This window comes from Streptomyces sp. ISL-1 (genome assembly GCF_018614585.1).
Classification (GTDB): domain Bacteria; phylum Actinomycetota; class Actinomycetes; order Streptomycetales; family Streptomycetaceae; genus Streptomyces; species Streptomyces maoxianensis.
In genome coordinates, this window is the sequence record NZ_JAGGOI010000004.1 from 133,426 (window position 1) to 152,036 (window position 18,611).

Sequence of the window (18,611 nt, forward strand, 5' to 3'; positions counted from 1 at the left end):
GATGCGGTGTGCCTGGGAGCCTCGGGCGACAGGACGAGGGTCGCGACGCACCCAGGGTGTGTGGACATTCCGGCATCTTGCTTCAGCGACGGCGCCCGAGTTCGGTGACGAGGGCGTGCCGGTCGATCTTGCCGTTCGGGTTGAGCGGCAATTGTTCGAGGACGACGATCCGGCGCGGGAGCATGTACGGCGGCAGGCGCTCGCCCAGGGCGGAGTACAGCTGCTGGCTGGCACACTCGGAGCCGCTGACCGCGGCCTCCAACTCCGCCTCGCCATCAGGGGCTTGAATCGCGAGGACGATCGCGTCGCGTACGCCGGGCTGCTCTCTGAGCATGGCCTCGATCTCCCCGAGTTCGATCCGGTGGCCGCGGATCTTGACCTGGTGGTCGGTCCGTCCCAGGTGCACCAGGTGGCCGTCGCGCATGGTGGCCCGGTCTCCGGTGCGATACCAGTGCTGATCGGTCAACGGCGTGGCCCCGGTGTAGTGGTGGACGGTGCCGTTGTCGTCGAGGGTGAGGAAGCGGCCGGCATTGTTCTCCGGTTCCAGGTAGCCGGGGAACCGCTGCATACCGCGGATGCAGAGCTCGCCGGTCGCGGCCGGCCTGCCGCTCTCGTCCAGCAGGAGGAGATCCAGGGTCGGATAGCAGGTCCCGATCGGAACCGTCCCGTTGGCTGTGCTGGGCCAGTCGGCTGTGCTGCGGGGCAGCCGGTAGGCGGTGCAGGAGATGGTCAGCTCGGTCGGGCCGTAGAGGACTTCCAGCGTGCTGTCGGGTGCGGCCGCCTGCCATTCCTGAGCCGCCGCCCGGGGAAGCGGCTCGCCGCCGAACACGCTCCAGCGCAGGGTGGGCATGCTGTGGGGCGCCAGCGTGCCCAGGCGTGAGGCAAAGGTGATCAGTGACGGCACCGAGAACCAGTGGGTGAGCCGGAGGGCGTTGATCGTCCTTACCGGTGACAGGAGTTGGCCGCGCATCGGTACGACGAGAGTGCCTCCGGATGCCCAGGCGACGAACAGATCGTGCACGGAGCCGTCGAAGGTGAGGTCGAAGGTCCCCGAGAGCCGGCTGCCCGGACCGACGTCGTACCGGGGCGCCACGTGGCTGAGGTAGGCGGAGATGTTGCGGTGCAGGACCGGCACTCCCTTGGGAGTGCCGGTCGACCCGGACGTGAAAATGATGTAGGCGACATCGTCCGGGCCGGGTTCCGGGTGCGACAGCTCGGGGTGCGGCTCGGTTGCCAGGGCCGCCAGCTCCTCGGGGCCCGCCACGAGCAGTGGGATCCCGAGGTCGGCGCCGACTCCGGAGGTATCGGCCAGCACCAGCTCCAGACCGGCGGCCTTGGTAATGTGGGCGGTGCGGGCGGGCGGGTGCTCCGGGTTGAGGGGCACGATGGCCGCGCCGGTCCGCAGGATGGCGAGGTAGCCGGCGTACGCGGTCACCGATCGGCCTGCCAATAGCCCGACGCGCCGGGGGGGTTCGCCGCCGTTGGCTTCGACCAGCCGGCCCGCGAGCCGCTCTGCCAGGTCGCGCAGTTCGCCGTAGGTCAGTCGCTCCTCGCCCAACTCCAAGGCGATGCAGTCGTGGCCGAAGGTGACGGCGGAGCGGGCGAACCATGCGTACGCCGTCTGCGGGTCACTCATGGCGTGCGCACCTCCAGGGCGTGGATCCACTGGCGCAGCGCGCCCACCGTACGCAACTGCCCGAAGTCCTCGGGATCGACCTCACGGCCGGACTTCTTGGACAACTGCACGATGAGCCGCAGCTTCGCCAGCGAGTCGATCCCGATGGAGTCGAGCGTGGAGCCATCGTCGAAGGCGGTGCGCGCGTGCTCGCGCAACACCCAGGCGGCCAGGTCGCCGTCGTCGTCGTCCCGCTCGTCGCCGGGCCAGTAGCGCCTGGTCTGCCAGGGATAGCCGGGTAGCGGGACGAAGCGGCCATGCTCCCCGAACACCTTGTCCCAGGCCACCGTCTCGCCCCTGCGGTAGCGGTCCGCGGCGCGTACCGCTGCGGACGCGCGTCGTCCCGGTGTTCCTCCGGCTCCGCCGAGCGCTGCCGCCATCTCCTCGTGGGCGGACCCGATGACTGCGAGGCGATGTTCGTGATGCTGACGGCGGCCGGCTGCGCTGTAGCAGATGTCGCGAAGGGAGTACGCGGAGCCTTGCCCGTCGGGACCGAGGTAGGCGGTGTAAGAACGGGCCAGAGAGTCCAGGGCCGCGGGGGTGCGTGCGGAGAGCACCAGTACGTACGGCTTGCCGCCGTTCGCTGGTGGGGCGTCGGCCGAGCGGGTCTCGCCCTGACGGATCACCACGTGCGCGTTGAGGGACGAGGAGCCCTGCCCGGAGATCCCCGCGATGGCCGGCCGGTCACGGTCGGGCAGGTCATGGAGCTTGCCCGGTACCACCAGCGGCAGCTTGTCCCAGGCAACTTGGGGATGCGGGGTGTCGAGATGGAGGCTGGCTGGGATCTGGCCGTGTTCCAGGCACAGCACGGCTTTGATCAGCCCGGCTATGCCGCCGGCGGCTTCCGCGTGGCCGATGTTCGTCTTGATCGAGCCGACGAGCAGCGGTCGGTCCGACGGCCGGCCCTCTCCCAGGACTTCGCCCAGTGCGCTGAGCTCGAGCGGGTCGAGCGTGGGTGAGCCGGCCCCGTGCGCCTCGACGTAGTCGACATCGGCCGGGTTCACCCCGGCGTCCTCGTACGCCCACCGGAGCACCTCCACCTGCCCGGCCAGCGACGGGGTGAGCACTGAGCCGCTGGTGCGGCCGTCGTTGCTGACGGCGCTGCCCTGGATGACTGCCCTTATGCGGTCTCCGTCGGCCAGGGCGTCGGCGAGGCGCTTGAGGACGACGACGCCCACTGCGTCGCTCGGCGCGTGGCCGTCGGCGCTCGCGTCGCCGAACTTGCTCCGGCCGTCGGCGGCGAGGGCTCCGGCCTGCGTCATCATGACGCCCTCATCCGGGCGGAGTTTGAGGTTCACGCCGGCTGCCAGCGCCAGGGGACTCTCGCGGGCGCGAAGGCTCTGCACGGCACTGTGGACGGCCACCAGTGAGGAGGAGCAGGCCGTGTCCACCAGAACGCTGGGCCCGCGGAAGTCGAAGACGTAGGACAGGCGGGCCGGCAGTAGCGAGCGGAAGTTGTTGAACTGCGAGGGCGTCACCGATTGCAGACCCTGGCGGAACTGGATCTCCAGATAGTCGGCGCGGGCGTTGCCGACGAACACCCCGGTCCGGCTGCCGGCCAGCTCGTCGGGTCGCTGACCGGCGTCTTCCAGGGCGTCCCAGGCCGTCATCAGCAGCAGCCGCTGCTGCGGGTCGAGCTCCTCCGCCTCGGTGGAGGACATCTCGAAGAACTCCGCGTCGAACTCGGCCACTCCGTCCACGTAGCCCGCGCGACGGCTTGCGATCATCCCTGGTCCCGGCTGCGGGGAGTACAGGGCGTTCACGTCGTAGCGTTCAGGTGGTGTCTCGCTCGTTACATCCACACCGTCTCGCAGGACTTCCCACAGCTCATCGGTTCCTGATGCGCCGGGCAGCCGACATGCCATGCCGATCACTGCCACCGACCGTGCGTCCACGTCTGACCTGTTCATCAGAACACTCCTTCGATGCTTCCCCGATATCCGTACGAGATGGCGCAGTTCACGTTGGTTCGTGGAGCTCCCGAGGGGGCGGATGTGGACATTCCTGAGCTGTCTGCCACGCCGCCATGCCGCTGAAGGTCCTCCGGATCCGGGCGGATAGGAACGGGGCACAAGCTGAAACGAGCCCTCACGTCGTCGTGTTGGGCTCAGTGCGCGAGAAGGCGCGTCGCCTGTCCTGACGCCTCACGGACAGGCAAATGGGTCGCCCGCGGGCGGCGAGGACCGCGCCCAGCAGGCAACTTGAGACACCGTCCACAACAAGCTCGACGGGCGGTGGTTCCGGGTGCCGCGCCGTGCCGCTGCGGACGATACCGATAGGCGTGTGGCACGCGGTGTGGGGGCTCCGGATCGGCGCCAAACCCGCGGTCGCGGTTGGTGGCGTGAAATCGTGCAGAGCACCTCGGTCGGCAGGGCTCTGCTGCCAACGCCTGGGGCGGTATGCCCGTAGCCCGAACCGCACTTGACCCACTGTGCTGTACTTCCTCTCCGCAGTCACACGGCACAACTCCAACCACGCGGGCCTCGCCGGGAGGCACCCCTCCACTCTGCGCCGGACGCCCGAACCTGGATTCGCGGTCCGGCGCCGCGTGAGAGTTCACGCCATCGCCGAAGACAAGCCTGCCCATCGCATGATTGTCATATGCGCAACCGTTCCTGCTCGATCCTGCTTCAAGGATTGGCGGGAAGTGATCGGCCGGGGTTGAAACCTTGCTCAGGCTGGACAGGATGCGGGGTTGAGCCTCTGCACCCAGGGCCTGCCAGGAACGGGGTGGCCGCGCGGGGGCGCCGAGACTACGCCTGTGACAAGTGATACAGAAATGATTCCGGTGCCGGTGACCCGCGGGTCCCGGATCTGATTTCATCTGGATTCATGGATCCCCTGACATCTGATCAGACCCGGCGCGAGGGCGAGCAGCGGAGGCGGCGACTGCAAGTTCTGGGCCTCAACAGCGTTGAGGCCGAAGCGACGTTCGACCGCGTCGCTCGACTTGCGGCCAGCTTCACTCAGTCACCCCTGGCCATGGTCAACTTCATCAACGACGAGCGACAGATGTTCCGCGGCATGTATGTCCCGCCCACCTCGCCCGACGACAAGGCGAACACCGAGGGCGGTCGCGGCATCGTCTTCGACCTCAGCAACATCGCCCGCGAAGCGCCCGGTGACTACGGCTTCTGCCCCCATGTGGTGGCCCAGGGATCCCAACTGGCCCTGGACGACGTCTTCGACTACCCCCGGTTCAGAGGCAACCCACTGGTCAACGACATGGGCGTACGCTCGTACCTCGGCACGCCACTGCGGGACAACACCGGCATGATCCTCGGCACCGTGTGCGTGGCCGACATGGTGGCCCGCACCTGGGACCGAAAGCTCAAGGAGGGCATGCAGGAACTCGCCCAGACCCTGCTGTCGGACTTCAAGTTGCGCGACAGCCTGCTAGCCCAGCAGCAGGAACTGTTCGCAGTCTTCGACGGCGCTCCCTTCCCCATCATGCTCACCGAGGGAATGAACCACCTGCTGCGCTACGCCAACGGCAAGCAGGGCGCGGCCTTCGGCATGGTCCCGCAGTTCAGCCCGGGCAGGCAGGTCCTGACCGGGCTCGAGGCCGTCGGTGTCTTCAAAGCGATGGACGAAGCCTTCCGCACCGGCAAGACCACCACACTCCCCCGGGCGTCGCTCACCACCTACGACTCCCCCGCCCCTGAGGACTTCAGCTTCCTCTGCACTCCGGTGCGAACGTCACCCAACGCACCGATCAGCGGAGTACTGACGGTGGCCGTGAACATCACCGGGCAGCCCTATCGCGAGAGCGACCAGCGGGTGTTCGCGGCCAATGTCCAGGAGCGGTTCGAGCAGATGGGCTCAGGCGCCTTCTCCGGGGCGGTCCCCGGCCGACGACTGGAAACCGGCGAATACCCACGGTGAACCCTCACCGTCGATCGTGGTTCCCGGCCGCGCCCCGCGGCCGGGAGCCTCGTCCCGGTGGTGCTCTCCGACGCTGAACTCGATCGCGCGCGGGCAACCCCGGCCGATGGCGCGATGGAGACCCGCACACGTCAGACGGTGGCGGCCCTCGGCTCGTAGCCCTTCACCTGGGGCTGCTCGCTCGGGAAGTTCGCCGGAATGCCCGGGATGGCGATGGTCCGAGCGGCGCTTGCCAGTATCCGCGCCGACAACGCCGCGCCGAGGCTAGTAGCCGCGCCGACCCGGCACGGTGACGCGGCACCGTGCCGACCGGCGATGCGCCGTGGCCGCGCAGCGCATCGCGCGTGGAGCGAGGCGCCGGCTCAGTGCTGCTCGACCGCCGGCTCGACCACGAAGACCGGGATCTCGCGGTCCGTCTTCTCCTGGTATTCCGCGTAGTCGGGATACGCCGCGACCGCGCGCTCCCACCACACTGCCTTCTCGTCCCCCGTCACCTCACGGGCCGTCATGTCCCTGCGGACCGGGCCGTCCTGCAGTTCCACCCGTGGATCGGCGACGACATTGTGGTACCAGACCGGGTGCTTGGGCGCACCGCCCAGCGAGGCGACCACCGCGTACGTCCCGTCGTGTTCCACACGCATCAGGGGGGACTTGCGGATCTTGCCGCTCTTGGCCCCGCGGGTGGTCAGGACGATCACCGGCAGGCCCCGCATCATCGTGCCCTCGGTGCCGCCGGACCTCTCGTACGCATCTACCTGGTCGCGTACCCACTTCTCCGGGCTCGGCTCATACTCACCCTCAAGCGGCATGCCATCCATCCCATCGTCGAAGACTTCACTTGCCAGGCTGAACGCCTTGGAGCCAGGCAATCATCCCTGGGGGCGTTCGTAGCGCAGCAGCACCGTCCGCGAGTCGAACGAGCGTGAATCGACGAGCTGGAGGGTCACTCGCTCCTCCGGCTTGAGGAACAGCGGCCTGCCGCCACCGAGGACCACCGGGTGTACGACGATGTGGTACTCGTCGATCAGGCCGAGCTGTGTAAGAGCCCCCGGCAGGATCGAACCGCCCGTGAGCAGCAGGTCCTTGCCCGGGCTCTCCTTCAGGGCGGTGACCTCTTCCGCGAGGTTGCCGCCGATCACCCGGACGTTCCCCTCGGGCTGTTGCAGCGTCCTGGAGAAGACGATTTTCGGGGTGCGCCGCCAAACGGGAGCAAAGGCGAGGTCGTGCGGGTCGTTCGACATCGATTCGGCGTCGGGCCAGAAGCCGGACATCATGTCCCAGACCACGCGGCCGTAGAGGAAGGTGTCCACGCGCTCGTTGAGGGCGTCGCCGTAGGCGAAGAGCTCGGGGCCGAGGACGGGCCAGTCGAAGGCTCCGCCAGGACCGTCGATGTGTGCGTCGAGCGATGTGTGGACCCAGTAGATGATCTTCCGCATGGCTGTTCCTCCTGGTGAGTGGCACGCCCCGCGGGCGCCTTCACAGGTATGTCGAACGGGATGGCGCGCAATCGACACCCCGGCGAGAAATCCTCCGCGAACGCGCCGCAACGGCATTGCAACCTCGCCGGTGCTCTGCTGGACGGATGACACAGTCCCCGCGCGTGGAGCTGACCCCCGCGGCCGCCGGCCTGTTGCGGCAGCTGCGGGCAGCCCACGGTCCGCTGATGTTCCACCAGTCGGGCGGCTGCTGCGACGGCAGCGCGCCCATGTGCTACCCGGACGGCGAGTTCCGTACGGGCGAGTCCGACGTCCTCCTGGAGACTCTCCGGGTGGAGGGCGTCGAGGAGCCGGTCTCGTTCTGGATCTCCAGAAGCCAGTACGAGGTGTGGAGCCACACCCGGCTCGTCGTCGATGTGGTCGAGGGCCGGGGCAGCGGCTTCTCGCTGGAGGCGCCGGAGGGAGTGCGGTTCCTGATCCGGTCGCATGTGGTGGAGGGCTGAGCCTCGGCCGCGGTGCGGTGCAGGGGCGCGCCGCCGTCCGACGTTACGCGTCATGACGGTCGCCCCGGCCGACGAATGGGCTGGCATGCTGGGGAGGTGAACGCCCCCACTCGTGGCGCATGGCTGCGCGCCGGAATCAGCCGCGACGGCGGACCGCTGCGGGAGAACGAGCGGGTGGTCTGGCTCCAGATCGACGCCTATTACGCGGACAGCCGGGGCTTCGCCGGCGTCACCACGTACGACGGTGAACGCGTCCGCTTCCACCACGACGTCGGGGAACCGGGCGAGGATGCGGGCACCCTGGAGCGGTCGGGCGACCGGATGACCGAGACGGGCGTGAACCCCGACGGCAGTACGTTCTTCGAGGTGTGGACACCGCTGCCGCACAGTGAAGGAGCGTGCGGCTCCTGGCGGGTGGGGCCGGCGCAGATCGTCCGCGTCGGCAGGCATGTGGTGCACGTGGACGACGCCCGCGGCAGCTACTTCGAGCTGCCGGCGGACGTCACGGCCTGAGGCTGCCGACTACGTTCGCGGTGGCCGCGATGCCGTCCTGGATGGTCGGCGCCATGCTCGTGCCCGCGAGGAAGAAGCCGAGCAGGGCGCAGACAATCGCGTGGGAGAGCTTCAGACCGCCGTTGCGCAGAAAGATCACTGCGAGCACCAGCAGAAGCAGCACCATTGAGATCGAAATGGCCATCGCCAACCTCCTCCGCCGCGCGGAATTGCGGCATTTGGTGGTCAGTGTGGCGTAACGGAGGGCCCGTACGGCCGACTGGCGTGTCCGCCGAATGGGTGATGTATCGCGGGGCTCGGGGTGGGGGCTTCTCGTTACTGGCCGCGTGCGCGGAGGAAGCGCTCGAGGCCGGCCAGGTCGTCCGTGTTGATGTGGTCGACGCGGGCGGCGAGCAACTCGGTCCACACAGCGTCGCGTTCCGGCCCGGCGACGTCGGGGGTGGCCCAGAAGCGGACGCGCTGGCCGCGGTCGTGGGCGGTGGCGACGATCGCGTGCAGCTTCTCCCGCTCGGCGGCGGGGAATTGGCCGACGCCGAGCCAGCTGAAGCTCTGCGTCCAGTTGCTGGAGATCAGCGGGATGAAGGAGGCGGGGGCGGCGCTGCCGAGGTCGTCGAGCCGACCGTCGTAGAAGGCGTAGCGCACGCGCTGGGCCTCCATGGGCACGCGGGCGGCTCGGTCGCCGGAGATGACGGGGGTGACGGCGTCGAGGCGGACGTGGCCGTCGGAGCAGCTGCTCAGCATCCGCCGGTAGTTCCTCAGCTGACGGTCGAGTTCGAGATAGGCGGCGACGCCGTCCGTCTTGATGTCTATCAGCAGCTGGACGGGTCGGTGGTGACCGCGGTACACCGAACCGTGATTGGCCTTCACCCGGGCGAGCAGCGGGTCGAGGTAGAGCGAGCGCAGCGTGCGGGCCGGGTCGAGGTCCGCGGGCTCGTGGGCGACGAGCAGGTCCCCGTCGACCAGGAAGATGTCGGCCTCGACGCTGGTGAAACCGTGCGACAGGGCGTCGTGGAGGGGACGTTGGTGGAGATAGTCGTTGTGGGCGTGGGCCCGGCGGAGGGGGCGGTGTCCCCCACTCTCTGCCGCGTGGGCGTACGCGGGTGCGGCGACGGTTCCTGCCAGGGCGGTGGCGAGGATGGTGACGGCTCTGCGGCGGGTGGTGAGCGGCATCGTGTCTCCGGGCGGGACGGGTGACGGGACACCGTGGAGTATGCGTGCCGCAGCCGCCAAGGGGCGGTGTCCGGGGAAGTGTTCGGCCATCTGTCACCGCGGCGTCAGCGGGGCGCTGCGGAACGGGGCGCCGTTCGGAGTTCCGGGGCGGTGCGCAGACGCGGTGCGCGACATTGCCCGGGGGCTCGCTTGCCGCGAGAGCGTGCGATGCGGGCGCACACTGGCCCGTTTCGGGCCGACGGCCCGGAGCGTTGGCCGCAGGCAGTCGGAGGCGGGCCTCGGCCTGCTGGAAGACGACGCCGATGGCCGCAGGCCGAGACCGGGAGCCCCCTGCCGCGCGCCGCCCGCCGCCCGCCGCCCGTCGCAGAGCTTGGAGTCACCGTCTCGCCTTGACCGAGCAGCGGGCGGAGGCTCTCGGGCTCGTACGCGATGCCGACGGCAGCCGAGTCCTCGCGCCCTTGCCGCCTGCCAGGCCGCTGCCCGGGTTCGAGCAGTGCGGCCGCCGCGCCGGTGGGCAGCGCGGCGGCCGCAGAGGGTGCGACTGGCTCCGGTCCGCTACGGGGCCTGGAGGCCGACCAGTTCGGCCAGTGCCTCCTTGTGACGTCCCGGCGTGCCGAGGGCGACTTCGTCGGCCTTGGCACGCTTGAGGTACAGATGCGCGGGGTGCTCCCAGGTCATGCCGATGCCCGCGTGCAGCTGAACGCATTCCTCCGCGGCGTGCACGGCGACCCTGGAGCTGTACGCCTGCGCGACGGCCACCGCGAGAGGGGCCTCCGGGCTGCCGGTCGCAAGGGCGTCGGCGGCGTTCCGCGCCGCGGCGCGGGCCGAGACGACTTCGAGCCACAGCTGCGCCATACGGTGCTTGAGCGCCTGGAAGGACCCGACCGGCCGGTTGAACTGGTGTCGCTCGCGGGTATGCCGGACCGTCTCCTCCAGACACCACTCGGCGAGCCCCAGCTGCTCGGAGGCGAGCAGCCCGGCCCCGGCCAGCAGTCCCCGGCGTACGGCCTGCTCGGCGGTTGCCGTGTCCGCGAGGAGAGTTGCCCGCGCGGTGTCGCCGACGGTGACGGCGGCGAGCGGACGGGTCAGGTCGAGCGGGGTCTGCGCCTCGACGTTCGCGCTCGCCCTGTCCACCGCGTACAGCCCGTCGGACTTCAGCACGAGCAGCACATCGGCCACGGCGGCGTCCGCAACCCCGGTCACCCTGGGTGCGTCGACGGGAAGCGGCCCGTACGGAGAGGCCGACAGCGGTACGGCGAGCACAGCGGTCCTGCGGCCGGCCGCGAGAGCGGCCAGCAGTTCGGCGACCTCCACGGTCTCGGTGTCGAGGGCGAGCAGCGTCTCGGTCGCGATCACCGAGCTGGTGAGGTACGGCGCGGGCGTCACTCCACGGCCCAACTCCTCCAGCACCACCGCGGCTTCCCGGTGCGAGGCACCGTGCCCACCGAGCTTCTCCGGTACGAGCAGACCCGCCGCGCCGATGTCACCGGCGAGCGCCTTCCACAGCTCGGGGTCGTACGGCGCGCCCGCCTCGGCGCGCACCAGCACCGCCGCGGTGTCGCCGCGGTCGGAAAGCAGGGAGCGCACGGCGGCGCGCAGGTCGTCCTCGGCCTCGGAGTACAGCAGATCGGGCTGCGCGTTCATCGGGTCAGGTCCTTCCACGCGACGTCCTTGTCGTTGCGCGGCTCGGAGGGCAGCCCGAGTACGCGTTCCGCGACGATGTTCAGCAGCACCTCGCTGGTGCCGCCCTCGATGGAGTTGCCCTTGGAACGCAGATAGCGGTAGCCGGCATCGCGCCCGGTGAAGTCGACGAGTTCGGGGCGGCTCATGGTCCAGTCGCCGTACAACAGGCCCTCTTCGCCGAGGAGTTCCACCTCCAGACCGCTGATCTCCTGGTTGAGGCGGGCGAAGGCGAGTTTCATTCCGCTGCCCTCGGGGCCCGGCTGTCCGGCGGCGAGCTGCTGGCGCAGCCGTTCCCCGGCGAGCCGGGCGACCTCGGCCTCCACCCACAGGGTCAGAAGCCGCTGGTGCGTATCGTGAGTGCGCAGCTCGGGGCGTTCGCGCCAGGTCCGCGCGATCGGGCCGATCATGCCGCCCTCGCGCGGGATACGGCTGCCGCCGATCGAGACGCGCTCGTTCATCAGGGTCGTCTGGGCGACCTTCCAGCCCTCGCCGACCTCGCCGAGTCGGTGTGCGTCGGGAATCCGCACATCCGTCAGGAAGACCTCGTTGAACTCCGCCTCACCGGTGATCTGGCGCAGTGGCCGCACCTCGACGCCGGGGTCTGTCATGTCGCAGATGAAGTAGGTGATGCCGCGGTGCTTGGGCAGATCGGGGTCGGTGCGCGCGATGAGGATCGCCCAGCGGGCCACGTGGGCGCTGGACGTCCACACCTTCTGCCCGTTTATCACCCAGTCTCCCCCACTCCCGGCTTCGCTCGAGTGGGAGGTGCCCTCATCGTCCCGTACCGCGCGGGTGGCGAGCGCGGCCAGGTCCGACCCCGCGCCGGGCTCGCTGAACAGCTGGCACCACACCTCCTCGCCCACCCACAGCGGCCGCAGGAAGCGCTGCTTCAGCTCCTGGGAGCCGTACTTGAGGATGGTCGGCGCGGCCATGCCGAGGCCGATGCCGATACGGCGCGGATCGTTTTCGGGCGCGCCGGCCGCCGTCAACTCGGCGTCCACGACGGCCTGCAGGGAGCGCGGGGCGTCGAGTCCGCCGAGCCCCTTCGGGTAGTGCACCCAGGCCAGGCCCGCGTCGAAGCGTGCCTTCAGGAACTCCGTGCGGTCGGTGCCGGCCGGCGGGTGCGCGGCGAGCAACTCCTTTGTACGGGTGAGCAGTTCAGCGGCGTCCGTCATCGGCTCTCGCCTTCCGGGATGACGACCAGGCGGCCGGTGGTGGTGCCGTCGGCGACCCGCTGGACGGCGTCGGCGGCGTCCTTCATGGCCACGCGCCCGCTGATCAGCGGTTTGACCACGCCTTCGGCGGCGAGCTTGGTCAGCTCCTCGTGGCAGCCGCGGACGGCGGCCGGGTCCATCTGGTTGTACAGGCCCCAGTGGAGGCCGACGATCGAGTAGTTCTTCACCAGGGCGTGGTTGAGGCCCGGGGTGGGGATCGCGCCGCTCGCGAAGCCGACGATCACGATCCGGCCCTCGAAGGCGATGCACTTCACGGACTTGGCGTACGCGTCGCCGCCGACCGGGTCGTAGACGACGTCTGCGCCGCGGCCGCCGGTGGCATCCTTGACCGCGGCGACGATGTCGTCCTCGCGGCGGTCGACGACGACGTCACAGCCCAGCTCCCGTGCGGCGCGTGCCTTGTCGGCTCCGCCGACGACACCGATGACCCGCGCGCCGGCCGCCTTGCCGAGCTGGACGGCCGCGCTGCCGACGCCGCCCGCCGCCGCGTGCACCAGCAGGGTCTCGCCCGCCTGGAGGTGGGCGCGGCGGTGCAGACCGAACCAGCCCGTCTGGTAGCCGATGTGCAGGGCGGCCGCCTCGGCGTCGTCGAGGGCATCGGGTGCGGGCAGCACGGCCGCGGCGTCGGCGACGACATAGTCGGCGAGTCCGCCGTTCGGCAGCGCGGGGTTGGCGATCACGCGGCGGCCGTCCTCGGTCTCGCCGCAGATCTCCACGCCCGGCGTGAAGGGAAGCGGCGGCCGGATCTGGTACTGGCCGCGGCAGAGCAGCGCATCGGGGAAGTTGATGTTCGCGGCGCGGACCCTCAGCAGCAACTGCCCCTCGCCCGGCGTGGGCCGGTCCACCTCTTCGAGCCGCATCACCTCGCGCGGCTCGCCGTTCCGGTGCACTCGCCATGCCTGCATTTCGGGCCCTCCACAAACCGTAGGCAGTACCACTCCGCCACATACTAAGCGGTCGCTTGCCTACTCGGGAAGACCCCGTCCGCCGCGCTTCGGCCTGGCCCGCACATGCATGCGCTCCCCCTGCGGACCGAACAGGCTCAAAAACTCCACCGGCCCCCCGCCCGCCGGGCCGAACCAGTGCGGCACACGAGTGTCGAATTCCGCCGCCTCACCGGCGCCGAGCACCACATCGTGGTCGCCGAGCAGCAACCGCAGCCGGCCGGACAGGACGTACAGCCACTCGTACCCCTCGTGCGTGCGCGGCTCCGGTTCGCCGCCGCCGGGCTGCTGCACCACCTTGTACGCCTGGAGGCCGCCCGGCTGTCGGGTGAGCGGCAGCATCGTCCTGCCGTGCCGGACGATCGGCTTCGACCGCACCCGCGGATCACCGGCCGGCGGCGCCCCGACCAGCTCGTCGAGCGGCACCTGGTGGGCCCGGGCAATGGGCAACAGCAGCTCCAGGCTCGGCTTGCGCCGCCCCGACTCCAGCCGGGACAGGGTGCTCACGGAGATCCCGGTCACCTCCGAGAGCGCGCCGAGCGTGGCCCCGCGTTCCCGTCTGATCCTGCGGAGCCGCGGCCCCACCTCGTCCAGTACAGAGTCCAGCCGTGCGTCTTCGTCCATGGATCCATTTGCGGAAACAGCAACATGGTTTGTCAATCCCGCCGGTCCGCAGCGTCAGGCGTCATCGCGGGCGAGTGCGAGCAGCCGGTCGAGCACGCGCGGTCCGCTCGCCCGCACTCCGTCGTGCTCGTACTCGTCGGTCACCCAGGTGCGCAGACCGCGGATGGTGCGGGCGGTGCGCAGCGAGTGCTCCGTGTCGACGTACATGTCGTCGTGGTAGACGGCCGCGGCGACCGGAACCGCATTGGCGGCGAGCCGGGCGGCGTCGTACACCGGGGGCCAGTCGGTGCGGGCGGCCAGCAGCTCGGCGGTCTCGCGCAGCGGGCGCAGAGCGGGGTCCACCTCGAAGTGCCAGGGATGGATGCTCTCCCCGGTGAACAGCAGCGGCCCGTCGCCGGCCAGCGTCTTCGCCGCGTCGAAATGCGGGAACTCGCCGCGCACCCGCTCGGCGGCCCAAGCGGTCGGCTGTGCTCCCTGGGCGTAGATCGCCTCGTGCAGCACCGCGTACAGCGGATGCGCCGCGTACGAGAGGACGGCGAGCACGCCCTGCTGGAAGGCGTCGGAGAGTTCGTGGCCCTGCCCCGTGCGGACGAAGGCGTCTTCGAGCAGATAGTGCAGCTGGTGGCTGCCGTCTGTGCCGCCGAGCAGGATCCCGAGTGACTGGAAGGCCTCTGGGGTGAGGAGGTAGCCGCCGGGCAGCACGGGCCGGTGCTCCGCGAGGTGTTCGGCGATGCGGCGGGCCCGTCGCACGTCCTGCGGGTAACGGTCGTAGTGCGCCTCAACCTTGCGCTGGATGCGGGGGTACGCGGCCCGGTAGACGTCATCGGCGGTAGCGTCCAGGGCGGGCAGACCGCCGCTGACGATCACCGTGCGCAGCCCTTCGGGGGCGGTGGAGAGATAGTTCGTGGCACAGAATCCGCCGAAACTCTGGCCGAGTACGGTCCAGGGCGCGCCGCCGGTGAGCTGCGGTCTGATGGTCTCGCAGTCACGCACGATGCTGTCGGCCCGGAAATGGGCAAGGTAGTCGGCCTGGGCCTCCGGTCCGCCGCGCAGCGGCAGGGTCTGCCGGTTCTGGGGCGTGGAGCGGCCGGTGCCGCGCTGGTCGAGGAGCAGTACGCGGTACTCCTGCACCGCCCGCCCCAGCCATGCCTGCTTGCCGATGAAGCGGCGGGCGCCGAAGCCGGGTCCGCCCTCCAGATACACCAGCCAGGGCAGATCCGCGCCGGCCCGCCCGCTCGCGACGACCTCGCGGCCGTACAGCTCGAGCTGCTCCCCCGCCGGGTCGGCGTGGTCGAGCGGGACGGTGAAGTGCCGGTCGGTGAGAAGAATTCCCGGCTGGCGATAGCTGATCACTGCTGCTCCGTCCTGTGCGCCCCCGCCCGCCCATGGGATCACACGGGCGGGCGGGAGACGTACGGAGCCGGGCTCAGCCTGTCGGGAAATCGTCCGGGGTCCTGGTGCGTTCACGGACCCAGACGCCGGCGGGCTTGAGCGGCCCGGTGCCGGTCCAGGGACCGTTGTTGTCGCAGGTGCCGCCCTTGAAGACGGCGCCGGAGCGGCTGTCGTCGGAGTAATTCCAGTTGGACCAGCTGATCTTTTTGCTCGCCATCAGGTCGATGTACTGCTGGGCTCTGCCGAAGTTGTCGCCGCCGTCGCCGGACGCGGTCTGGGTGCCGAACTCGGTGACGAACATGGGGAGTTTGTCGGCGGCACGGGAGAGAGTGCTCAGGTACTCGGTGCCGTGCGAGGCCGCGTAGAAGTGGAACGTGTACATGATGTTGGACGCGTTGACCGGGCTGTTCACGATCTCGGTCTCGTCGGAGTCCTCCGAGACGCCGAGGGAGGACCAGGCCCGGGTGCCGACGAGGACGGGGGTGTCCGGGTCGTTCTGCCGGATGACCGGAATGAGCTGCTCGGCATAGCTCTTGATCTTCGACCAGCTCACGCCGCTGGGCTCATTGGCGATCTCGTAGAGCAGGTTGTTCTTGCTGGCGTGGCGCCGCGCGATTTCGGTGAAGAAGGTCTTGGCGCGGGAGAGGTTGTGGTTCGGGTCGCCGGGGCTGAGCATGTGCCAGTCGACGATCGCGTACATGCCGCGCGCGGTGGCCTGTTCGATGATCGAGTGGACCAGGTCGGTGAACTTGCGCGGGTCGGTCTCGTAGCCGCCCTCCTGGATGTACATCGAGATGCGAAGGACGTCGGCGTTCCAGTCGGTGGCCAGGGCGTCGAGCGAGCCCGAGGTCACGCACTGGCTGTACCACTGCAGTCCGTGGGTGCTCATGCCGCGCAGCTGAATGGGCTTGCCGTACTGGTTGCAGAGCTTGGTGCCGCACACCTTGAGCTGCCCGTTGATCTCGACTGGGGTCTTGCCGCCGGGGGCGGGTCCGCCCGCGTCGACCGCGAGATGGTCCACGTTGGGGCCGCCGTCGGCGGTGGTGGCGGCGGCCCGGACGGTGTTGGCGCCGGCTTTCAGATCCGCGGTGATGGTGGCCGTCGTCCAGGTGGTCCAGGCGCCGGTGCCGGGGAAGGCGCGGGATGTGGCCGCGGCGGCGCCGTTGACGGTGATGTCCATCGCGCGGTTGGTGGAGGTGCCGTTGGCGTATCGGATGGTCAGCGACGCACTGCCTGCCTGGGCGGCGTTCACCGTCCACTGTACGTAACTGCCAGTGCCGTTGTTGTAGTTGACGAAGCCGGTGCCGGTGAAGCCGGTGTGGTTGGACTCCACGACGCCTTGCGAGATGACCGCGTTTTCGGCCTCGTGGGTGATGGCTGCGGCGGTGTCCGCCGCCGGGCCCTCGGACGCTGTGGGGGCGGCCGGGGCGGTGGGTGCGGCGGTGAGGCCGAGGAGAAGGGCGGCACTGAGCGTGCCGACGCCGCCGAGCGAGCGTAACCAGAACCGTGCCGGTCTCGTGGGGGTCTCCGTTGCCTGGGCTGGTGGGGGCGGACTCAACTTCGATGACTGGATGACTGGATGCCTGGACGACTGAAAGGAAACTTTCCTAACCGGATGAAATAGCAGCGTCCACGCCGCCCTGCAAGGGTCATGACAAGAATGGCCAAGCGTCGACTTCGTGTCGCAGCCCGGCGAGGTGATGGGCCGCGCCCGCTTCTGGGCGTCTGACCCGGTGAATCCGCGCGAGTCGCTGCGCCGGTCCGTGGGCACGGACGCCGGGAGGGAGTCGGCCCGGGCGCGGTGGAGTTCCATTCGGTAGCGGCCCTGAGAAAAGGCCCCTTGGGCGGGATTGACAAGGTGGGCACCACACCGTACGGCGCCTTCGGTGTCTGCGGCGTCGGCTACGGTGCTGGGTGTGGTGATCACCGGAGGGGACTCAGCGGCGCCGGGGACCGCGCTGCTGATCGCGGCCGCGCCGGTCGGCAAGGGGCGTCTGATCGACGCGAGTTCCGTGCTGCCCGCGCTCGCGGCCGTACCGCCCAGCGCGCTGACCAGCACACCGGCCGCGACAGTGATCGAGCTCGCCGATCCCCTCGATCCGCAGACCGTCCTGACCCGGATCCGGTCGGCGGCGGCCGCGGAAGGGCCGCTGTTCGTGTACATCGCCGGGCAGCTCCAACTGGACCGCAAGCAGCGGCTGCTGCACCTCGCGCTCGCCCGCAGCACACCGACGACGATGCGCTATACAGCGCTTCCCTGGCACTGGCTGGCCGCCGAAACGGCGATCCGGCCCCCTGGCACCACGACCGTGGTCGTCGACCTGGTCGCCGACGCCGAGGCGTGGCAGCACGTCGCGTCGCAGGGCCTCGCCCTGGGGCACGGCAATCGTCTGTACGGGCGTGTCGCCCCGGCGCCGCAGCGGCGGGGGCCCGCCGCGACGCCCGACTATCTCAAGGCGTGCGCCGCGATCTGGCGCAGTGGAGCACGCCCGGACCTGGCCGCGCTGCACGAGCAGGCCGCCGGGCGGGCCGGCGGCGATGGAGCGCTGCTGCTGACGGCCAGTACGTCACCGGCCGAACAGCGGGTCGCGGCCACTTGGGGACCGGCCAGGCAGATCGCAGCCCAGCAGATCGCGCCCGAGCAGATCGCGGCCGCACCGAGCCCGGTCACGCACATCGCACCCCACCGGATCGGGACCCCGAGCCCGGCCACGCAGAGCGCACCCCCGCAGGTCGCGGCCGTTCGGCAGGCTACGGCCCGGCCCGTCGCGACCGCACTTGCCGTGCCCTCGCCCGACGATCCGCATCCGGCGATCCTCGCCGCCGCCCAGGCCGGGCGGCACACCGAGGCGGCCGCCGCTGCCGCCGCCTGGGAGCAGCAGGAGTTGCGAACCCACGGGCCTGGTTCGGTGCAGGCGATCCACTGGCTGGAAGTACGGGCCGATCTGGCCCGGCTCGCGCGGGATCCGGGCCTCAGCTGCGAGCTGTGGATGGCTGCCGCCGAAGCCCGGCTGACGCGTCGGCAGGCGCTGGACGACCCGGACGTCGAAGGCGCGGTCGATCGCGCACATCACCAGTGGGAGCAGATTCGGGACCTGCCGCGGGCGCGGGCGCTCGCGCCCACTCTCGTCAGGCTGCGCCGCATTGTCCCCGGCCGTCAGCGCGGGGCGCTGCAGGTGCTGCAACGGCGGCTGGAAAGCCTGCACTCCGGCCGCCCGGCCTAGAAGCTGCCTCCGGAGTCACCGATCCAGCGCCGGACCACCTGCAGACAGACCACCGCCGCGACGATCAACCGCCTCTGGACGATTCGGACTGGTCGGCCCCACGACGACCGCCCGCACCACCCGCAAGGCCCTGGACACCGCCACCAACGTCCGCCCGTGGACCGAAGCCGAACGCCTCACCGGCGTCGCCATGCCCGCAGCCGTCGCCTGAGCGCGAACCCGACAGGTGCACGCGTGATCCGGCGAGGACATGGCGTAGCTCGGCATGCGGGGTGCCGCATGCCGGAGCACCCTGGTCCTGGAGCTGCCTGTCCCCCCGGCCGGCAG

General features: G+C 70.2%; 16 protein-coding genes. 4 read left to right on the forward strand and 12 right to left on the reverse strand.

Annotated features, from left to right (window positions below):
• Window positions 1-82: 82 nt before the first annotated feature.
• Both J7E87_RS02605 and J7E87_RS02610 read right to left on the reverse strand, forming a co-directional pair.
• Complete coding sequence (locus J7E87_RS02605; protein ID WP_215089381.1) at window positions 83-1,636, reverse strand: amino acid adenylation domain-containing protein; 1,554 nt, start codon at window positions 1,634-1,636, stop codon at window positions 83-85.
• Entirely contained in the window at window positions 1,633-3,585 is a 1,953-nt protein-coding gene (locus J7E87_RS02610) for a type I polyketide synthase (protein ID WP_215089383.1), read from the reverse strand. Before J7E87_RS02610 ends, J7E87_RS02605 begins: the two co-directional genes overlap by 4 nt.
• A 922-nt stretch (window positions 3,586-4,507) precedes the next feature.
• Between J7E87_RS02610 and J7E87_RS02615 the strand changes: the two genes are divergently transcribed.
• Window positions 4,508-5,560 carry a GAF domain-containing protein gene (locus tag J7E87_RS02615; protein ID WP_215089385.1) on the forward strand — a complete coding sequence of 351 codons (1,053 nt, stop codon included), beginning with the start codon at window positions 4,508-4,510 and terminating at the stop codon, window positions 5,558-5,560.
• Between the two features lie 362 nt (window positions 5,561-5,922).
• Here J7E87_RS02615 and J7E87_RS02620 read toward each other — a convergent pair whose 3' ends face one another.
• Complete coding sequence (locus J7E87_RS02620) at window positions 5,923-6,369, reverse strand: nitroreductase family deazaflavin-dependent oxidoreductase (protein ID WP_215089387.1); 447 nt, start codon at window positions 6,367-6,369, stop codon at window positions 5,923-5,925.
• 60 nt (window positions 6,370-6,429) lie between these two features.
• On the reverse strand, window positions 6,430-6,996 hold the full coding sequence (locus J7E87_RS02625; RefSeq protein WP_215089389.1) for a dihydrofolate reductase family protein: 567 nt from the start codon (window positions 6,994-6,996) through the stop codon (window positions 6,430-6,432).
• Window positions 6,997-7,142: 146 nt separating this feature from the next.
• Between J7E87_RS02625 and J7E87_RS02630 the strand changes: the two genes are divergently transcribed.
• Window positions 7,143-7,499: a DUF779 domain-containing protein gene (locus J7E87_RS02630; protein WP_215089391.1), complete on the forward strand. Its 357-nt coding sequence runs from the start codon at window positions 7,143-7,145 to the stop codon at window positions 7,497-7,499.
• Window positions 7,500-7,595: 96 nt separating this feature from the next.
• Window positions 7,596-8,012, forward strand: a complete 417-nt coding sequence (locus J7E87_RS02635; protein ID WP_215089393.1) for a hypothetical protein — start codon at window positions 7,596-7,598, stop codon at window positions 8,010-8,012.
• Here the strand turns inward: J7E87_RS02635 and J7E87_RS02640 are convergent.
• From J7E87_RS02640 to J7E87_RS02675, 8 genes are all read right to left on the reverse strand, one after another.
• Window positions 8,002-8,196 carry a hypothetical protein gene (locus J7E87_RS02640; protein WP_215089395.1) on the reverse strand — a complete coding sequence of 65 codons (195 nt, stop codon included), beginning with the start codon at window positions 8,194-8,196 and terminating at the stop codon, window positions 8,002-8,004. The genes J7E87_RS02635 and J7E87_RS02640 overlap by 11 nt on opposite strands.
• A 131-nt stretch (window positions 8,197-8,327) precedes the next feature.
• Window positions 8,328-9,182 (reverse strand): phosphatidylinositol-specific phospholipase C/glycerophosphodiester phosphodiesterase family protein, encoded by an 855-nt coding sequence (locus J7E87_RS02645; RefSeq protein WP_215089397.1) that lies wholly within the window; start codon window positions 9,180-9,182, stop codon window positions 8,328-8,330.
• Window positions 9,183-9,737: 555 nt separating this feature from the next.
• Window positions 9,738-10,826 carry an acyl-CoA dehydrogenase family protein gene (locus tag J7E87_RS02650; RefSeq protein WP_215089399.1) on the reverse strand — a complete coding sequence of 363 codons (1,089 nt, stop codon included), beginning with the start codon at window positions 10,824-10,826 and terminating at the stop codon, window positions 9,738-9,740.
• A complete protein-coding gene (locus tag J7E87_RS02655) occupies window positions 10,823-12,040 on the reverse strand; it encodes an acyl-CoA dehydrogenase family protein (protein WP_215089401.1) in 1,218 nt (405 codons plus the stop codon). Before J7E87_RS02655 ends, J7E87_RS02650 begins: the two co-directional genes overlap by 4 nt.
• Window positions 12,037-13,005: an NADPH:quinone oxidoreductase family protein gene (locus tag J7E87_RS02660; RefSeq protein ID WP_215089402.1), complete on the reverse strand. Its 969-nt coding sequence runs from the start codon at window positions 13,003-13,005 to the stop codon at window positions 12,037-12,039. Before J7E87_RS02660 ends, J7E87_RS02655 begins: the two co-directional genes overlap by 4 nt.
• A 60-nt stretch (window positions 13,006-13,065) precedes the next feature.
• Window positions 13,066-13,668 (reverse strand): helix-turn-helix domain-containing protein, encoded by a 603-nt coding sequence (locus tag J7E87_RS02665; protein ID WP_215089404.1) that lies wholly within the window; start codon window positions 13,666-13,668, stop codon window positions 13,066-13,068.
• Window positions 13,669-13,722: 54 nt separating this feature from the next.
• Complete coding sequence (locus tag J7E87_RS02670) at window positions 13,723-15,021, reverse strand: alpha/beta fold hydrolase (protein WP_215089406.1); 1,299 nt, start codon at window positions 15,019-15,021, stop codon at window positions 13,723-13,725.
• A gap of 73 nt (window positions 15,022-15,094) precedes the next feature.
• The gene (locus J7E87_RS02675; RefSeq protein WP_308312824.1) at window positions 15,095-16,873 is read right to left on the reverse strand and encodes a cellulase family glycosylhydrolase; all 1,779 of its coding nucleotides are present in this window, start codon (window positions 16,871-16,873) and stop codon (window positions 15,095-15,097) included.
• A 94-nt stretch (window positions 16,874-16,967) separates the two neighbouring features.
• Here J7E87_RS02675 and J7E87_RS02680 point away from each other — a divergent pair, with 94 nt between their 5' ends.
• Window positions 16,968-18,284 (forward strand): hypothetical protein, encoded by a 1,317-nt coding sequence (locus J7E87_RS02680; protein ID WP_215089813.1) that lies wholly within the window; start codon window positions 16,968-16,970, stop codon window positions 18,282-18,284.
• Window positions 18,285-18,611: the final 327 nt, after the last annotated feature.

Bases quoted from the DNA above. Each gene is read 5' to 3' on its own strand.
- J7E87_RS02665 (WP_215089404.1), bottom strand. From the start codon at position 13,668: ATGGACGAAGACGCACGGCTGGACTCTGTACTGGACGAGGTGGGGCCG.
- J7E87_RS02620 (WP_215089387.1), bottom strand. From the start codon at position 6,369: ATGCCGCTTGAGGGTGAGTATGAGCCGAGCCCGGAGAAGTGGGTACGC.
- J7E87_RS02650 (WP_215089399.1), bottom strand. From the start codon at position 10,826: ATGAACGCGCAGCCCGATCTGCTGTACTCCGAGGCCGAGGACGACCTG.
- J7E87_RS02610 (WP_215089383.1), bottom strand. From the start codon at position 3,585: ATGAACAGGTCAGACGTGGACGCACGGTCGGTGGCAGTGATCGGCATG.
- J7E87_RS02605 (WP_215089381.1), bottom strand. From the start codon at position 1,636: ATGAGTGACCCGCAGACGGCGTACGCATGGTTCGCCCGCTCCGCCGTC.
- J7E87_RS02630 (WP_215089391.1), top strand. From the start codon at position 7,143: ATGACACAGTCCCCGCGCGTGGAGCTGACCCCCGCGGCCGCCGGCCTG.
- J7E87_RS02615 (WP_215089385.1), top strand. From the start codon at position 4,508: ATGGATCCCCTGACATCTGATCAGACCCGGCGCGAGGGCGAGCAGCGG.
- J7E87_RS02625 (WP_215089389.1), bottom strand. From the start codon at position 6,996: ATGCGGAAGATCATCTACTGGGTCCACACATCGCTCGACGCACACATC.
- J7E87_RS02655 (WP_215089401.1), bottom strand. From the start codon at position 12,040: ATGACGGACGCCGCTGAACTGCTCACCCGTACAAAGGAGTTGCTCGCC.
- J7E87_RS02645 (WP_215089397.1), bottom strand. From the start codon at position 9,182: ATGCCGCTCACCACCCGCCGCAGAGCCGTCACCATCCTCGCCACCGCC.
- J7E87_RS02640 (WP_215089395.1), bottom strand. From the start codon at position 8,196: ATGGCCATTTCGATCTCAATGGTGCTGCTTCTGCTGGTGCTCGCAGTG.
- J7E87_RS02675 (WP_308312824.1), bottom strand. From the start codon at position 16,873: ATGGAACTCCACCGCGCCCGGGCCGACTCCCTCCCGGCGTCCGTGCCC.
- J7E87_RS02660 (WP_215089402.1), bottom strand. From the start codon at position 13,005: ATGCAGGCATGGCGAGTGCACCGGAACGGCGAGCCGCGCGAGGTGATG.